This window comes from Micromonospora sp. IBHARD003, from assembly GCF_056106285.1.
Genome location: NZ_JBWBBX010000001.1, coordinates 7,007,076 through 7,023,683 on the forward strand (window position 1 = coordinate 7,007,076; position 16,608 = coordinate 7,023,683).

The 16,608-nt window shown below is 70.9% G+C and carries 15 protein-coding genes; 12 read left to right on the plus strand and 3 right to left on the minus strand.

Features of this window, described 5'->3' with window-relative positions:
* The first annotated feature begins 47 nt into the window (after window positions 1–47).
* Entirely contained in the window at window positions 48–491 is a 444-nt protein-coding gene (locus ACTWOL_RS30645; RefSeq protein ID WP_474300098.1) for a DUF6278 family protein, read from the plus strand.
* A 254-nt stretch (window positions 492–745) separates the two neighbouring features.
* Here ACTWOL_RS30645 and ACTWOL_RS30650 read toward each other — a convergent pair whose 3' ends face one another.
* Complete coding sequence (locus ACTWOL_RS30650) at window positions 746–2,323, minus strand: CocE/NonD family hydrolase (protein ID WP_474300099.1); 1,578 nt, start codon at window positions 2,321–2,323, stop codon at window positions 746–748.
* Between the two features lie 360 nt (window positions 2,324–2,683).
* On the opposite strand from ACTWOL_RS30650, the gene ACTWOL_RS30655 reads away from it, so the two are divergent.
* Both ACTWOL_RS30655 and ACTWOL_RS30660 read left to right on the plus strand, forming a co-directional pair.
* Window positions 2,684–3,454: an alpha/beta fold hydrolase gene (locus ACTWOL_RS30655; protein WP_474300100.1), complete on the plus strand. Its 771-nt coding sequence runs from the start codon at window positions 2,684–2,686 to the stop codon at window positions 3,452–3,454.
* A complete protein-coding gene (locus ACTWOL_RS30660; protein WP_474300101.1) occupies window positions 3,451–4,809 on the plus strand; it encodes a cytochrome P450 in 1,359 nt (452 codons plus the stop codon). Before ACTWOL_RS30655 ends, ACTWOL_RS30660 begins: the two co-directional genes overlap by 4 nt.
* A 36-nt stretch (window positions 4,810–4,845) precedes the next feature.
* Here ACTWOL_RS30660 and ACTWOL_RS30665 read toward each other — a convergent pair whose 3' ends face one another.
* A complete protein-coding gene (locus ACTWOL_RS30665; RefSeq protein ID WP_474300102.1) occupies window positions 4,846–5,598 on the minus strand; it encodes a polysaccharide deacetylase family protein in 753 nt (250 codons plus the stop codon).
* A gap of 294 nt (window positions 5,599–5,892) precedes the next feature.
* On the opposite strand from ACTWOL_RS30665, the gene ACTWOL_RS30670 reads away from it, so the two are divergent.
* Complete coding sequence (locus ACTWOL_RS30670; RefSeq protein ID WP_474300103.1) at window positions 5,893–7,077, plus strand: sensor histidine kinase; 1,185 nt, start codon at window positions 5,893–5,895, stop codon at window positions 7,075–7,077.
* Window positions 7,056–7,721, plus strand: coding sequence for a response regulator (locus tag ACTWOL_RS30675; RefSeq protein ID WP_474300104.1), 666 nt, complete (start codon window positions 7,056–7,058; stop codon window positions 7,719–7,721). The genes ACTWOL_RS30670 and ACTWOL_RS30675 overlap by 22 nt, the downstream gene beginning before the upstream one ends.
* Window positions 7,722–7,845: 124 nt before the next feature.
* Here ACTWOL_RS30675 and ACTWOL_RS30680 read toward each other — a convergent pair whose 3' ends face one another.
* Window positions 7,846–8,589, minus strand: a complete 744-nt coding sequence (locus ACTWOL_RS30680) for a hypothetical protein (protein WP_474300105.1) — start codon at window positions 8,587–8,589, stop codon at window positions 7,846–7,848.
* A 105-nt stretch (window positions 8,590–8,694) separates the two neighbouring features.
* Here ACTWOL_RS30680 and ggt point away from each other — a divergent pair, with 105 nt between their 5' ends.
* The 7 genes from ggt (at window position 8,695) to ACTWOL_RS30715 (ending at window position 16,540) form a co-directional block, all read left to right on the plus strand.
* Complete coding sequence (gene ggt / locus ACTWOL_RS30685) at window positions 8,695–10,527, plus strand: gamma-glutamyltransferase (RefSeq protein WP_474300106.1); 1,833 nt, start codon at window positions 8,695–8,697, stop codon at window positions 10,525–10,527.
* A gap of 112 nt (window positions 10,528–10,639) precedes the next feature.
* The gene (locus ACTWOL_RS30690; RefSeq protein WP_474300107.1) at window positions 10,640–11,275 is read left to right on the plus strand and encodes a hypothetical protein; all 636 of its coding nucleotides are present in this window, start codon (window positions 10,640–10,642) and stop codon (window positions 11,273–11,275) included.
* Window positions 11,276–11,397: 122 nt separating this feature from the next.
* On the plus strand, window positions 11,398–11,631 hold the full coding sequence (locus tag ACTWOL_RS30695; protein WP_474300108.1) for a ferredoxin: 234 nt from the start codon (window positions 11,398–11,400) through the stop codon (window positions 11,629–11,631).
* Window positions 11,621–13,015 (plus strand): NAD(P)/FAD-dependent oxidoreductase, encoded by a 1,395-nt coding sequence (locus ACTWOL_RS30700; RefSeq protein ID WP_474300109.1) that lies wholly within the window; start codon window positions 11,621–11,623, stop codon window positions 13,013–13,015. The genes ACTWOL_RS30695 and ACTWOL_RS30700 overlap by 11 nt, the downstream gene beginning before the upstream one ends.
* A 27-nt stretch (window positions 13,016–13,042) precedes the next feature.
* Complete coding sequence (locus ACTWOL_RS30705; RefSeq protein ID WP_474300110.1) at window positions 13,043–14,275, plus strand: cytochrome P450; 1,233 nt, start codon at window positions 13,043–13,045, stop codon at window positions 14,273–14,275.
* A gap of 145 nt (window positions 14,276–14,420) precedes the next feature.
* Entirely contained in the window at window positions 14,421–14,807 is a 387-nt protein-coding gene (locus ACTWOL_RS30710; RefSeq protein WP_474300111.1) for a PPOX class F420-dependent oxidoreductase, read from the plus strand.
* A 131-nt stretch (window positions 14,808–14,938) separates the two neighbouring features.
* Window positions 14,939–16,540, plus strand: a complete 1,602-nt coding sequence (locus ACTWOL_RS30715) for a hypothetical protein (RefSeq protein ID WP_474300112.1) — start codon at window positions 14,939–14,941, stop codon at window positions 16,538–16,540.
* The last annotated feature ends 68 nt before the right edge of the window (window positions 16,541–16,608 follow it).

Here is a 16,608-nt window from a genome sequence, read left to right on the forward strand (position 1 = left end):
CGCGCGCCCTGTGGTGCGCCGTCCACGGGAATGCGAGGCTGATCCGTATGAACATCCCTTACTTGGACAACTGGCGTAAAAAGCATGGTGGTGAGCAAGGCGGGCGGTCACTGGCCTCCGTCGTCGGAGGCGATCCGGACGGCGTGGCCGAGCTGCTCGCCGAGTGCGAGCTGCTGCGTGTCCGGGCGGGGCGGCAGGGGCTCGAACTGGACGACACCCCCGGCTCGTTGGAGGCCCTCGACCAGCTGCCGCCGCGCTGGCGGGATGATCCCGAAGAGCTGCCCTGGGTGGGTAACGACGCGGGGCTGTATCTGGGCACGGTGATCGTCCGGACCGTCCCCGGTGCCTCCTGGCACATCTGGCCGGGTGGCCATCCGGTGGTCCGGCTGGCGTCGGGGCGCGAGATCAATGTGGTGGAGGCCGGCCTGGGCTGGGCCGTACACGGCTCACCCGAGCTGTCCCAGGTGTACGCCGAAGCGGCAGAGGCCTGAGATTCCTACCGCTTATGCCGTATTTATGCGTGTTGGGCGTGAAGCCCCCTGCCGCGGTGGATAGTTTGCGCTGACTTCGACCGACCACCTCGACCGCTGAGAATGGGGCAGGGCAGCGTATGGCCGTCGATCCTCTGATCGAGCTGTGTGACGTGAACAAGTGCTATGGGCAGGGCTCCCCCCACGCCCCAGGGGGCGTGGGGGGAGGGCGGTAGTCCGCACAGGCCGGGCCCGGTCCGGCGGTCAGCCGGAGATCACTTCTCACGCAGCGGCACCGACACAAAAGAGGGGTCGTCCGCGGGTGAGGAGAAGGTCAGCTGTGCGCCGGACGGGTTGTGCTCGATGTAGAGCGGATCGACGGTGTCGACGACCAGGGCGAGACGGTGCCCCGCCGGCACGTCATAGGCCGTGGAGTACAGCTCCAGGTCCACGGTGAACGGTCGGCCGGGCGTCCGCCCGTGGAAGGTGTAGGGGGCATTGCTGATCAGCTTGCCGAGGCCGAGCGGGCCCACGTCGTAGAGGTAGGCGACGAGGGTGCCGCTCTCCTTGGTGCCGGTCACCGTCGTGTGCAGCTTCACCGTCCCTCTGATGCGCTGCTCCGATGTGTATCGCTCGGTCTGCCAGACCGCGGCGAACCAGCGCGGCAGCAGCGGGATCGACGCCATCGGCGGCAGCTTCAGGAACTGGTCGAGCGCGCTGGAGAGCACGGTGATCCCGCCGTTCGCCCCCGAATCGATGTTCGCGCGGATGTTCTTGGTGCCGGCGAGGGAGAACTTCCGGGTGTCCGCGCCGACCGACTTCCAGTCCGGATAGGTCTCGTAGCCACCGCTCGAGCGGGACTTGATCCGGACGGGCGGCTCCCGGTCGACGCCGTTGTCCTCGCCCTTGAGGTAGTGGTCCAGCCACCGGCGGGCGCTCGTCCAGGTGTCGTTGGGCAGCCCCAGCAGGCCGGTGATCTCGGCCGTGGCGTGGTCGCCGGGGCGGAATTCCAGCCGCTTCGGCACGGTGAGGCGCTCGTAGAACTTCGCGTACTGGTTGGGCGGGAAGATCGTGTCGCCCCAGGCGTTGCCGAGCATGATGGCCGCGCCGTTCCGGTTGATCCGGTCGACGTAGGAGGCGGGGGAGCGCTTCTTCCCCCAGGCGATCATCTCCTCTTCCTTGTCCAGATTGGACCCGAGGAAGTCCTTCATGAACTGCTGGAGTTCGGGGCTGGGGCGACCGGTCGCGTAGCCGGCGCCACCGAGCAGCGCGGCGGCCTGGAGGTGTTCGGTGCGGCCGCTGTAGATGGAGTCGGGGATGTCGGCCCAGCCGCTGAGGGCGGCAACGGCCTTGACGCGGCTGTCGTGCGCGGCGGCGAGCAGGCTGATGCCGGCGCCGTAGGACATTCCGGCCATTCCGATGCGGGAGGGGTCGGCGGGGGTGTTCTCGAGCGTCCAGTCGATGACCCTGGAGGCGTCCGCGACATCGGGCGGTCCTGCCACCTCGATGTTCCCGCCGGACTGCCAGAAGCCGCGCACGTTGTAACTGACCACCACATAGCCCGAGTTCGCGAGCTTGGTGGCCTGGGCGAGATATTCGACCTGGGGGGTGGCCCAGCTGGTGGGAAGCACGACCACGGGAAATGTGCGGGAGCCGTCGGCGTCCGCCGGGGTGACGACGTTGGCCTTGAGCACGGTGCCGCCGTCGCCGTGGATGTCGACGAACCGCACACCTGGGTGGGCGGCGGCCGCGGCCGGTGTGGCAGGGGTTGCGGCGAAGACGGTTCCGGCGAGGAGAGCGGCCGAGGCGGCGCCGGTCGTGGCCGTCCGCAGGGCCTTGTGGGGGTGTCCCATCGGTCACTCCTGACTCGTGCAAGTACGAAAGTGACCCGACGGTAACCGGCAGCCCTTACCTGAGGTAACTGGTCGGTAAGTTACGCGACGGTAACGATTGTTCGACGTCATGTCAGCTGTATGTGAACTGAGGGACCGTCAAGCGGCGCTCCCCGCAGGCGATGTATGCGGCCCTGTCCGCACCGCCGGAAGCAGGGCGGAACTGAAGGGGAAGGCGCATCCGCCGGGGAGTGCCGCTGTTCCGGATGGGGGAAGTCCGACCGTGCGCCGGTTCTGCACCCTGGTGATTCCGCGCACCACGGTCCACCGTGGTGGCGTACACCCGCAGTGCCCACCCGGCTGCCCGCGAACGGAGAAGTCGTGACCTCTTTCGTGCTCCCGCACACGCTCATCGGCGAAGGAACGCACCATGTCATCGCCGTGCACGGCTGGTTGGCCGACCGCAACGCCTACGCGCCGCTGTTCGACGACCTCGACCGCGCGGCCTTCACCTACGCCTTCGTGGATCTGCGCGGCTACGGCGAGGCGATGGGCACCGCCGGCACCTACACCACCGGCGAAGGTGCGGCCGATGTGCTCGCGCTCGCCGCTTTGCTCGGCTGGGACCGCTTCTCGGTCATCGGCCACTCCATGGGCGCGTCCGTCGCGCAGCGGGTCGTGGCGCGCGCCCCGCAGCAGGTGCGGCGGCTCGTCGGGATCTCGCCGGTGCCCGCGGGCGGTCTGCCGATGCCTCCCGACCAGTGGAGGCTGTTCGCCGACGCCTCCGACTTCCCCGCGAACCGGCGCACCATCATGGACATCACCACCGGATCGGTACGTCCCCAGGCCTGGCTCGACCGGATGACGCAGCGTTCGCTGCGCTGCAGCGACCCCAAGGCGTTCAGGACCTGGCTCGACTCCTGGGCCGTCGAGGACTTCCACAGCGAGATCGAGGGCTCGACCATCCCCGCACTCGCCGTCGTCGGCGGCCTCGACCCGGCGCTCGGTGCCGGGCTGATGCGCGAGACCTGGCTCCACTGGTACGCGAGGGGCGAACTGGCCGAACTGCCCGCCGCCGGGCACTACGCCATGGACGAGACCCCGCTCCAGCTCATCCGCACCATGGAGGACTTCCTGCGGGCCGACGCATGAGTGCACCCCTCGGCGCTCCCCTCGGGCCGCACCGGGAGCCCGCCGCGGCCCGGGCGGGCGGCTCGCCCGTCGCGGCTCCGGCCGCGGTCCGGGCGGACGGCCCGTCACCCGTCCCCGATGTGTTCGACCCGAGGATCTACGCGACGGGCCTGCCGCACGACGCCTTCCGCACCCTGCGCACACACCATCCCGTGGCCTGGCAGGACGAGTACGAGGTGCTCGGGTGGCCGGCCGGGCCGGGCTTCTGGGCGGTCACCCGCCACGCCGATGTCGTCCGCGTGCTCAGGGACGCGGGCACCTTCTCGTCGTGGCTCGGCGCGACCCAGATCCGGGACCCCGATCCCGCCGATCTGCCGTTCATCCGCCGCATGATGCTCAACCAGGACCCGTCCCCACGCGCTGCCGGTCAGGGCTCCTCGGGCCACGGCCGGCTCCGGCGGCTGGTCAGCCGGGCCTTCACCCCCGGCCGGATCGACCGCTTCACCGCCGCGGCCCGCAGCCGCGCACGCGAACTGCTCGGCACCGCACGGGACTCCGGCCCGGTCGTCGATCTCGTGTCCACCGTCACCGACGACTACGCCCTGCTCAACCTCGCCGATCTGCTCGGCGTACCGGAGAGCGACCGCGAGCTGCTGCTCGGCTGGACCGAAAGGGTCATCGGCTACCAGGACCCGGACGAGCCGCCGGTGCTGGACGGCGACGGCCGCCCGGTCAACCCGCGTTCGCCCGCGATGCTGCGTGAGATGTTCGACTACGCCCAGGAACTCGCGGCATACAAACGCCGCTCGCCGGCCGACGACGTGATGACCTCGCTCGCCACATCGGATCTGACGGACGCGGAACTGGAGATGTTCTTCTTCCTGCTCACCGTCGCCGGCAACGACACCGTCCGCAGTGCCGCGCCGGGCGGACTGCTGGCACTCGCCGGACACCCGGACGAGCAACTGCGGCTGCGCGCCGGGGACGTGGATCCGGACACGGCAGTCGACGAGCTGCTGCGCTGGCACCCACCGGTGCTGTCCTTCCGCCGCACCGCCGTCCGTGACACGGTCCTCTGCGGCCGCCGGATCCGTGCGGGCGACAAAGTCGTCGTCTTCCACGCCTCGGCCAACTACGACGAACGCGTCTTCGCCGGCCCGTACCGACTGGACCTGTCCCGGCGCCCGAATCCCCATGTCGCGTTCGGCGACGGGCCGCATGTCTGCCTCGGGGCTCACTTCGCGCGGCTCCAGCTGCGCGTACTGCACGAAGAGGCGCGCGACATGCTTCCGTTCACGACGCTCGCGCAGCCGCCGAGGCGTCTCGTCTCCAACTTCGTCAACGGGATCAAGACCCTGTGGGTGAGCCTGGGCTGAGCGTGGCCCCGCGGCTTCCGCGGCGCCGGGAACCGCTCACGGCTTGTAGACCGTGCCCGGTTCGACCGCGGCGGGTGCGAGGAGCTGGGGCACGGTCACAAAGGTGTAGCCCTGCCCCTTCAGCTTCTTGATGATCCCGGGCACGGCAGGGACGGTCCCGTCGTAGATGTCGTGCAGCAGGATGATGCCGTCGCGGCCGGCGGCGTCCAGAATCCGGCGGGCGATGAGGTCCGAGTCCGTCGTGGAGTAGTCCTTCGCGGTGGCGCTCCACAGCACCTGCGCCAACCCCAGCTCCTTGCAGATCCGGGCCACTTCGCCGTTCGTACGCCCCTGCGGCGGACGCGTCAGGGTGGGCCGGCGTCCGGTGATCTTCTCGACCGCGTCCTGGGTCAGGGAGAGCTCGCGGCGTATGGCGTCGGGATCCTGGTCGGTGAGGACCTCATGGGACCAGGTGTGGTTGGCGACCTCATGGCCCTCGGCGGCGATGCGCCGCACCGTGTCCGGGTGCCGCAGCACGTGGTTCTTGCCGAGGAGGAAGAAGGTCGCCGGCACCTTCTCCTTCTTGAGGATGTCCAGCAGACGCGGGGTGTCCTTGCCGGGGCCGGCATCGAAGGTGAGGGCTATGCACTTGGCCTCGCGGCAATCGACGGCACCGGGGGGCAGTTCGTGGACCGAGGCATGGCCCCTCGCCTCCGCGGGCGAGATGCGGTCGGGCGAGAGGAGCATCGCGGTGAGGGCGATCACAGCGGCGAGGGCGCTCAGCAGGACACCCTTCCTGTTCCAGGGCATGACGAAGTTCCCGTTCCTTTCCGGGGGGTGCCGAACGCGGAGCGCCCGGGCGAAGGAGCGAGCGGACGGCGCGTACGGCGGGGGCCGGGCACTTCGGTGGTCCGGTCTGCTCACCGGCGGCGCCGGCCGCTCTCCAGGACCTCGACGCTAGGGACGCGAGCAGGCTCGAACATCGGCAAGAAGATCAGGAGCGGATCGCAGAAAGTAGGGCTGTCCGAAGGCCGGACCCCTACCAAAGTTCGAAACACAGCTCGAACGCGTTCGGTGGCTCGCAGGTCGCCTTACCTTGTGGGCATGCGCTTCCCCATTCCTGCGAGAGTCATCGACACGCTCACGGTCCTGCTGGCCGCAGTGGCCTCTGTCATCGCGGTTCAGGTGACCGTCCGCGGCTATGAGCTGATTCCGCAACTCACGTTCGGGCCGCTCGGTACCTCGCTCCACTGGCTGGGGCTCTCGCGGTTGCCCGTCCAGGAAGCCGTCGTGGTGCTCGCCTGTCTGTCCCTGCTGTGGCGGCACCGATGGCCGACCCCACTGGCCGTCGGGCTGATCGTGGCCGGTGCGTTCTTCCCGCTCGTCGCCCCGGCGATGGTGGCGCTGTTCTCGGTCGCCGTCCACCGGCCGCCGCAGACCACGGTCCGGGTGGCGTGTCTTGCTCTCGTCCCTGTGCCCCTCTTCTACGCCTGGGTCGTGTACTACGCATGGCCCTTCCTGAGCCCCGAGCCTCTGATCCCCGGGCTGGTGTCCGTGGCCCTGGTGGCGGTGGTGGTCGGGTGGGGGCTCTTCGTGCGGGCCCTGCACGAGCGAGCCGAGCGGGCGGAAGACGAGGCGGCTCTGCGTGGCGAACGGGCGCAGCGGGCTGCCCGCGAGGAGATCGCGCGCGAGATGCACGACGTACTGGCGCACCGGCTGTCGCTGCTGAGCGTGCACGCAGGGGCACTCGAATACCATCCGGGAGCTCCCGACCACGAGGTCGAGCACGCCGCCGGGGTGATTCGGGAGAGCGCGCACAAGGCACTGCAGGACCTGCGCACCGTCATCGGCGTACTACGGGCCCCCACGGCCGAGGAGACGGGCGCCCCCCGTCCGCAGCCCGCGCTGGCGGACCTTGCGAGACTGGCGCGGGAATCGGAGCAGGCGGGCATGTGCGTACGGCTCGAGCAGCGGATCGCACAGCCGGACGCGGTCCCGGAGCTCACCGGGAGAACCGTCTACCGCATCGTCCAGGAGGGACTGACGAACGCGCGGAAGCACGCCCCGGGTGTTCCGGTGGAGGTCGAGATCGGCGGTGGCCCGGGGGACGGTGTGACGGTGGGGGTCCGCAACCGTGCCCCGCTGACCGGGACACAGCCGTCCATCCCCGGCAGCGGTCAGGGCCTGATCGGTCTGGCCGAGCGCGCCGCTCTCGCCGGGGGCCGGCTGGAGCACGGCCGCAGCGGGGAGGACTTCCGGCTGCAGGCATGGCTACCGTGGGCGGCATGATCCGCATCCTGCTCGCCGACGACGATCCCCTGGTCCGCTCGGGCCTGCGCCTGCTCTTCGCCGGTGCCCCCGACATCGAGGTCGTCGCCGAAGCGGCCGACGGCCGTGAGGTGCTGCCGCTCGTCCGGCAGCACACTCCCGACCTGGTGCTCATGGACATCCGGATGCCCGAGATGGACGGGCTGGCCGCGACCGAGGCATTGCGTAGCGGCGGTTCGGCCTCGCCCGAGATCATGATGCTGACCACGTTCCACTCCGACGAATACGTCCTGCGGGCACTGCGGTCCGGTGCGGCCGGCTTCCTCCTCAAGGACACACCGCCACGGGAGATCGTCGAGGCGGTGCGCAGGGTCGTGGCGGGGGATCCGGTGCTCTCGCCCACGGTGATCCAGCAGTTGATCACCACGCTGACCTCGGACACCGGCGACAGACGCCGCGGGGCGCGGGCACGCCTCGGCATCCTCGGCGAACGGGAGCGGGAGGTGGCCATGGCCGTGGCGCGGGGCGGGACGAACGCCGAGATCGCGGCCGAGCTGTTCATCAGCGTCCCCACCGTGAAGACGCATGTCTCGAGCATCCTCACCAAGCTCGGCCTCGGCAATCGCGTCCAGATCGCCATACTCGTCCACGACGCGGAGCTCTGAGCCCGGTCCGTGTGGCCGTCGGTCCGGTTCGCGGGGCGGGACCACCGGGGCGACGGGCGGGAGTTCGGGTGGTGCCGTCCCGGATCCACCGCGAAGGCATGACGAGGCACGAGCGGGACAGCCCTCAGTCGGCCGCCCGGTGCGAGTTGCGGACCACCGGCAGTGCGGACTGTGCCGCGCGCGTCACATCGTCGACGAGTTCCACGACGTCGGGCCCGTACGCCTGGGTGTTGAGCACCTTGAGCAGCAGCACGAATGACTTTGCGCCGTACTTGCGGGACAGGCGCTCGTGATGGCGGGCGAGATAACGGGCGGCGGCCTGGTTGGTGATCGCGCGCTGCCCGCAGAACAGGAAGACCGGTCTGCCGCCCTCGCCCGCGGTGAGCCGCGCCAGCAGCACGTACTCGGTGGTGCCCGCCTCGAGGCGGTAGTGCTCCCCGCCGATCTGGAACGCGACGCGGTCCGGCCCCGGCTCCGCGTCGACGTTGATCTTCACTCCGGGCAGCAGCGAGGCCACGTGCGCGGCCATCCGCCGATTGCTTCCGGGGCCGCCCACACAGAACTCCGTACGCTCACCGAAGCCCTGCCGGGCGTTGTCGTGCTGGACGATCTGGGCGTTCGCCCCGCAGTCCTTGATCAGCGCGGACAGTTCGAGCAGCGCGAACACGTCGTAGCGGTGGACCGCGCCCTCGCTTCCGTGCTCACGGTTGACGACGAGCAGACATTCGGAGTTCCGGGGCAGGCCCAGGAAGGCCTGCTTGCGGCGGAGTTTGCGGCGCCAGAAGTAGGTGCGCGTCAGCCATCCGAGTGAGGCGCTGATGCCGGCGGCCACGACACCGAGCACAATGTTCCGCAGGTCTTCGCTCATGGCCGCGCATGGTAGCGGGCCCGTCGGAACGGTGTTCGATGCGGTCCTGACGAGACGCCCGAATGACGTTACGCTGCCGCCGACTCTCGTCGGCTGGAGGTACACATGCGTCGTACTACCACTCGTCTCGTCGCGATTCCCGCCCTCGTCACCGCCATCCTCTCGGCGGGGGCGGCGGCACCCCCGACGGCTCCCGCCGGGACGGAGAGCGCCGAGGCGATACGCCCGGCGAGTGCCAAGACACCGCTGGCCGTCGGCTCCGGGGGAGCGGTCGCGAGCGTCGACCGGGACGCATCGGCGGTCGGCATCGAGGTGCTCCGCAACGGCGGCAACGCGGTGGACGCCGCCGTGGCGACGGCCGCCGCGCTGGGGGTCACCGAGCCCTACTCCGCGGGGATCGGCGGAGGAGGCTTCTTCGTCTACTACGACGCCGGCACACGACGGGTGCACACCATCGACGGTCGCGAGACCGCACCCCGTTCGGCCGATACCTCCCTCTTCCTGGAGAACGGCAAGCCCGTCCCGTTCGAGGAAGGCGTGACCAGCGGACTCGGCGTCGGCACCCCCGGCACCCCGGCCACCTGGAAGACGGCGCTGGACACCTGGGGAAGCCGGTCACTGCGCACGCTGCTCAAGCCCGCCGAGAAGCTCGCCAGGGACGGCTTCACCGTCGACGCCACCTTCCGCGCGCAGACGCAGGCGAACGAGGCGCGTTTCCGGGACTTCCCGGCCACGTCCGGACTCTTCCTGCCGGGCGGACAACTGCCGGTGGTCGGATCCGTGTTCCGCAACCCGGATCTGGCGCGTACGTACGCGGAGCTCGGGCGCAGGGGCACGGGCGCGCTCTACCGCGGACCCATCGCCCGGGACATCGTGAACACCGTGCGGGATCCACAGGTCCGCGACGGAGCCACCCGCGTGGTGAGACCCGGGGACCTGACCCTGAACGACCTGGCCGCCTACCGGACCGAGTGGCGTCTGCCGACCCGAATGACCTACCGGGGCCTCAACGTGTACGGCATGGGGCCTGCGTCCTCCGGTGGTACGACCGTCGGCGAGGCACTCAACATCCTGGAGAGCACCGACCTCTCCGAGGCCTCGCAGGCCGGATATCTGCACCGGTTCATCGAGGCGAGCCGCATCGCCTTCGCCGACCGGGGCCGCTGGGTGGGCGATCCGGCGTTCGAGGACGTGCCGGTGCGTGAGCTGCTCTCCCAGCGCTACGCGAACACGCGCGAGTGCCTGATCCGCGACGACGCGGTGCTCAAGAGCCCTCTCGCGCCGGGGGATCCCCGAAAGCCCGTGGCCTGCGCGGCAGCCGGCAAGGCGGCGCCGACGACCTACGAAGGCGACAACACCACGCACCTCACCGTCGCCGACAAGTGGGGCAACGTCGTCGCCTACACGCTCACCATCGAGTCCACGGGCGGCAGCGCGATGACGGTGCCCGGTCGGGGCTTCCTGCTCAACAACGAGCTCACCGACTTCTCCTTCGCCCCCGCGAGCCCCGCGGTCCACGACCCCAACCTCCCCGGCCCGCGCAAGCGCCCCCGTTCCTCCATCTCTCCCACGGTCGTGCTCGACCACCAGAACCGCTTCATGCTGGCTCTCGGCTCGCCGGGCGGCGCCACGATCATCACCACGGTGCTGCAGACCCTGACGGGCCTCGTCGACCGTGGCCTCCCGCTGGTGGACGCCATCGCCGCGCCACGCGCCAGCCAGCGCAACCAGCCGACGACCGAACTGGAACCGGCGCTCTGGAACAGCCCGCTCCGGGCGGAGCTCGAGGCGATCGGCCACGCCTTCCGGCAGAACCCGGAGATCGGCGCCGCGACGGGAGTCCAGCGGCTGCCGGACGGGAGGTTGCTCGCCGCGGCGGAGAAGGTGCGGCGTGGCGGCGGCTCCGCCATGGTCGTACGGCCGAGCGGCAAGCCGTAGGCCGCCCTGAGCAGAGCGCACGCGTGCCCCGGGGTCACCCAGGAGGGTGACCCCGGTGGCGCGGGCCGCCGGGGGGACTGCTTGCTGGTAGAGGAGAGAAAGCGAGTGGTCCATGGAGCCGGACAGACAGCGGCTGCGGACCCCGCGGGCGGCGGGGCTGGCCGGGATCGTGTTTGCGGTGCTGCTGGCGGCGGCCATCGCGCTGATGCGGCTCGCCATTCCCGACGGCGCCGCAGCGACCGGCGCGATCAGCCCCGGCCACAAGCGTGCGGTGCGTGTGGCGCTCGAACTCGTGCCGTTCGCCGGGATCTTCTTCCTCTGGTTCATGGGCGCACTGCGGGCCCAGGTGGGGGAGGCGGAGGACAAGCTGGTCGCGACCGTCTTCATGGGGAGCGGACTGATCTTCGTGGCCACGCTGTTCGGTGCCGCGGCGGCCGCCGGCAGCATCCTGGACGACCAGCAGCCGTCGGAGTTCGGCCGCAGCTTCGCCTACACGCTGCTGACGACGTACTCGATGCGGATGGCCGCCGTCTTCATCTTCGCCACGTCGACCATCGGCCACCGGCTGGGGGTGTTCCCTCGCCCCTACGCGGTCATCGGGTATGCGGCCGGCCTGATGCTGCTCTTCGCCGGGCCGGGCTTCCCCTGGTCCGAAATGGTCTTCCCGGCATGGTCCGTGATCATCAGCATCCATCTGGTCAGGCTCCGACTGCGGCCCCGGCCGGCGCCCGCCGCCGGACCGGTGTGACAGCCCGGCCGGTGTGACGTCCCGGGGCGTCGTTCACTCCGTCGGCTCCCCCGACGAGCGGGCGCCCGCCTCCGAGCCCATGCTGGTAGCGGAGAGTGACTAGTCACGGGAAGGGCTGATCCGTGGTGAGAGTTGTCGTCGATCTCAACCGCTGCCAGGGCTACGCCCAGTGCGCGTTCCTCGCACCGGACGTCTTCCAAATGCACGGTGAGGAAGCGCTGCTGTACAACCCCCACGCCGACAAGGCGCAGCGGGACAGGGTTGCCCAAGCCGCGGCCGCCTGTCCGGTGCAGGCCATCATCGTGGACGGTCTGGACGAGGACGCCGCCGCGCAGGAGGCCTCCCATGACCGGTGACGGATACCTCGGCTGGCTCAAGCGCGAGGGGCGCATCGTCGTCGTCGGCGCTTCCCTGGCCGGTCTCCGGGCCGCGGAGACCCTGCGGGACGAAGGCTTCAACGGTTCGCTGACCATGATCGGTGACGAGCCCCACGAGCCGTACGACCGGCCCCCGCTGTCCAAGGGAGTGCTCCTCGGCAGGGCCACCGCGGACCACACCGCGCTGCCCCGGCGCCGGCACGTGGACGCCGAATGGCGGCTCGGCGTCCCGGCGAGCGGGCTGGACATGGCGGCCCGGCGGGTACGGCTGGCCGACGGTGACGAGGTGCCGTACGACCGGCTGCTGATCGCCACCGGCGTACGGGCACGTCCGTGGCCGCACGAGACCGAGGCCGAGCTCGACGGGGTCTTCGTGCTGCGCACCCGGGACGACGCCACCGCGCTGCAGAAGCACCTCGCGGCAGGCCCCCGCAGGGTCTTCGTCATCGGCGCGGGCTTCACCGGCTCGGAGATCGCCTCGGCCTGCCGTGAGCGGGAGATCGAGGTCACCGTCGCCGAGCGGGCCGATGCGCCCCTGGTCGGGGCGCTCGGCGGAGTGGTCGGCCGGGTGGCCGCCGAAATGCAGCGCGAGAACGGCGTCGACCTGCGCTGCGGTGTGATGGTCACCGGTCTCGAAGGCGACTCGGCGGGGCGCGTGCGCGCCGCCCATCTCTCCGACGGCTCCACCGTCGAGACGGACGTCGTGGTCGTCTGTCTCGGCGCGACGCGCAACACCGAATGGCTCGCCGGATCGGGCCTGGGGGCCGGCCCCCGGGGCATCGCCTGCGACGCCGGCTGCCGGGCCTTCGACTTCCGGGGCATCGTCACCGACGACATCTTCGTGGCGGGGGACGTGGCACGGTCCCCGCACGCGCTGTTCGGCTACCAGTTCCTGTCCCTGGAGCACTGGGGGAACGCGGTCACCCAGGCCGAGACCGCGGCACACAACATGGTCTGCGACGGCCCCGACCGCCGCCCCCACATGTGGGTCCCGGGCTTCTGGTCCTCCCAGTTCGGGGTGAACATCAAGTCGGTCGGCGTGCCGTCCATGGGTACGGAGATCCAGATCTCGCAAGGTTCGCTCGCCGAACGCAGATTCGTCGGCGTGTACGGATACCAGGGGCGCGTCATCGCCGCCGTCACCTTCGACCAGGCGCGCTGGCTGCAGTTCTACCAGCACCTGATCGAGACGACCGCGCCGTTCCCGCCGAAGTTCCCGACCGTGGACCGCCGTCCCGAGGGACTGCGGCCGATGCCGGCCGAATTCCCCGACCCGTCGGTGCCCTCGCACGGTCCGACCGTCACCCTCAGCGGGTACTCGCCGGCGGACCGGCGGATGACCTTCACCCCCGGCCGGCACTGACGCCGTGAGCGACCCCAAGGACTGGTCATGACCCAAGGCAGTCTGCTGCGGCAGATCCTCGACTACGACAACCGCCACAACCCGTATCCGCTCTACGCCGAACTCCGCAAGACCCCGGTCCACAGCGAGGGCGACGGCGCCTATGTCGTCAGCACCTACCACGAGATCCGGAACCTGCTGCACGATCCGCGGGTCAGCTCCGACCCGCGCAACATGACCGCGCCGGGCGGCCCCGATCTGGACGACCAGGAAGAGACCGCCCTGCCGCCCAGCTTCATCCGGCTCGACCCGCCGGAGCACGACCGGCTGCGCCGGATGACGAACACCTCGTTCGGGCCGCCCCACAAGCCGCGCCGGGTCGACGAGATGCGTGGCGAACTGGGGGAGATCGTCTCCGGCCTCATCGAGGGGATCGGGAACACGGAGCGGATCGACCTGGTCGAGCAGTTCTCGTACCCGTTCCCGGTGACGGTGATCTGCCGGCTGCTCGGCGTTCCGCGCGAGGACGAGTCGCGCTTCCACAGCTGGGCGGACACCCTGGCCGCCAGCCTGGACCCGATGCCCGGACAGGACCCGACCGAGCGGAACAAGATCGCACACCAGGCCCGGACCGAGCTCGGGATGTATCTGGCCGGACTCATCGAGGAGCGCCGCAAGAACCCCAAGGACGACATGCTCTCCGAACTGGCCACCCTCAAGGGGCCGGACGGATCCCTGACGACCATGGAGCTGCTGAGCACCTCGGCCCTGCTGCTGATCGCCGGCCATGAGACCACGGTCAACCTGATCACCAACGGGATGCTGACCCTGCTGCGCAACCCGGACCAGCTCCAGCGGCTGCGCGAGGACCCGCAGCTGGCGGTCCCCATCGTGGAGGAACTGCTGCGCTTCGAACCGCCGGTGCAACTGGTGCCGAACCGCACCACCCTCGCGGACATCGACGTCTGCGGAGTCACCATCCCCAAGGGCGCCTCGCTGTGGCTGGTCGTGGCCTCCGGCAATCGCGATCCCCAGCGGTTCGAGAACCCGGACCGGTTCGACCCGGACCGGGGGGACATCCAGCACCTGGGCTTCGGCAGCGGTATCCACGCGTGCTTCGGCGCCCCGCTCGCGAGGCTCGAGGCGCAGTGCGCGCTGAGCGAGCTCGCCCGCAGGCTGGTCAACCCCCGGCTGCTGGAGGACCCGCCCGAGTACCGGCAGAACGCCGTCCTGCGCGGTCCCCGTCATCTGCCCATCGCCTGCGACGACATCCGCCCCTGAGGGCCTCGGCATCCACCCTCCCCACCCTCTCCGAGCGGTCCACCCGGGGAGGGTGGCTGTTCAGGGCGGCCACGATCCGGTCTCGTCCCGGTTCCGGTCTTGCATACGATTCCGACACGGCGGTGAGAGGCGTAGTGTCGCGTCCGTGGATCTCCAGGACCTCGGTCGCGCCAGGTATCTCAGCCTCACCACCTTCCGCAAGGACGGCACGGGCGTCGCGACGCCCGTGTGGTTCGCCGTCGACGGCGGTGTGATCTACGTCTGGACACGCTCCGACTCCTGGAAGGTCAAGCGGCTGCGCAACGACGGCCGGGTCACCGTGGCCCCCTGTGACGTGCGCGGAAAAGTCGAGGAAGGTGCGCCCGTGGCCCAAGGGGCGGCGCGGCTGCTGGACGAGGCCGGTATGAAACAGATCCGGCGGCTGCTGGCGCGCAAGTACACCTGGCAGTTCTGGCTCGTCGACTGGCCGGCCGCCGTTGTGCGGCTCGGCAAGCGCCCGCACACCGGCATCGCGGTCACACTCCGGACGTGACGGCACCCGCGGGCACAGTGACGATCCCGACACGTTGAGCTATCCGCACGGTCGGCGAAAACTGGGCGTAGCCGTTCCGTAACACAAGTGGGGTCGAATGCCTGTCAACTGGTGACGGAGGGGCGAGCACGATGACGGTGCATCAACTGCCTGCGGACGTGGGGGCGTTCGCGCAGTACATGAGGGGATTGACCGAGCGGCTCGACCGGAGTGCGGGCTGGTACGGCGTCTTCTGGCAACGCGATCCGGACGGGCTGGTCGCCTGCCTCCGGGGCGCGGAGATCCCTCCCTGGGACGTGGTGGAGTCGCTGCTCCAGGACCTCGGAGCCGGGGACGCCGAGAGCGGGCGCGCCCGCGCGCTCCACTCCGCCGCGGCCGCCGCCCACGACCTCCGTCCCGGCGGCCGTGAGGCCCTGCGCGAACGGCTGGACACGATGCACCGCGAGCAGACCCACGCGGCGGGCCGCGGCCAGGAGCTGCTGAGCCGGCTCGCGGGACTGCCCGAAGGCTCCCCGGAGTACCAACGCCTCGCCCACGATCTGTCCTGGACCAACGACGACCACACCCGCGCGACGGCCCGTTGTGCCGAACTCTCGGCCAGGCTCGCCGCCTTGCCCCAGGAGGGTGCGGCGTGGACGGGCGCGGCGGACCCCGGTGCACGAGACAGGGGCGGCGAGGGGGCCGTGCCGGGGCGGGCCGGTACGACCCCACCGGATGGGACCGGCCGCGAGGCCGCGGGACCGGGCGCCGAACGCGCGGTCTCCTCGCCAGGGCCGGACGCGGCGTTCGACTCCTGGTTCCGGCGGGACGACGGCCCGAACGGGTCCGCCGCCCCGGCTCAGGAGCCCGGTGAAGGCCGGGGCGGATCCGGATCCGGCGCCCCGGTGTCCCACGAGGACGGGGGCGGACCCGCTTCAGTGGCCCCGGATTCCGGCGACGGCAGGAGCGAGCCCGCTTCCACGGAGCCGGCGCCCGGCGGTGAACGTCGCCGGCGCGGCTGGGCCCGTGACGGGTGGGGCAGACGCCGGCCGAAGGGGGCCCGCTATGCCGGGGCGGCCGATGAGTCGGACCCGGCCGACCCGGTGCCCGATACGGCGTCCCCGCCGTCCGCGACCGGAGCGCCGAGCGGGGCCCGGTTCGCCGGCATCCCCGGGGACCACGCGTCCACGGAGCCCGGCGAGGGTGCCTCATCGGCGGAGGCCCGGGCCGGTCGCGCCGCGGCCGAGACCGTGGCCACGCTCGGACGGCTGCGCGCGCAGGGACGCGGCGGCGAGGCGCATGCCGTGCTGTGCGAGGCGGCAGCGCGTCCCGCGTCCTGGCTGCCGGTGCTGGCCGCCGAACTGCACCGGGCCGAACTCGACGCCGACTGGGCCACCCTGCTCTGGGAGGTTGCCTCGCTGCCGCCCGCGCAACTGGCCGCGGCGGCAGAGGCGCTCGCAGCGGCGGGCCGGACCGAGGACTGCGGGCATCTGCTGCGCCAGGGCGTCGCGCGCCCGCCCTCCGAGATCGCCGACGCCGTGCTGGCGCTCGGCGACGCCGGTGGTCACGGGGAGGCGAACGCCCTGCTCATGGCGTTCCTGCGGACCCGTACCCCCGAGGAGGCCGCGCAGATCGCCGCACCGGATCCCCGGAGGCTGGTGCCGCAGCTGCGCTCCGCGGCGCGTGCCGTTTCCCCCGACCGGGAGCGCGATCTGGTGCACGCTCTGCGCGTCGCCGGACTCCTGAACGGTTGAAAAAGTACGGTATACGCTATTTGTCGACCGCTAAGGTGCGAAACGTGATCAACACTGCGGGTTGACGA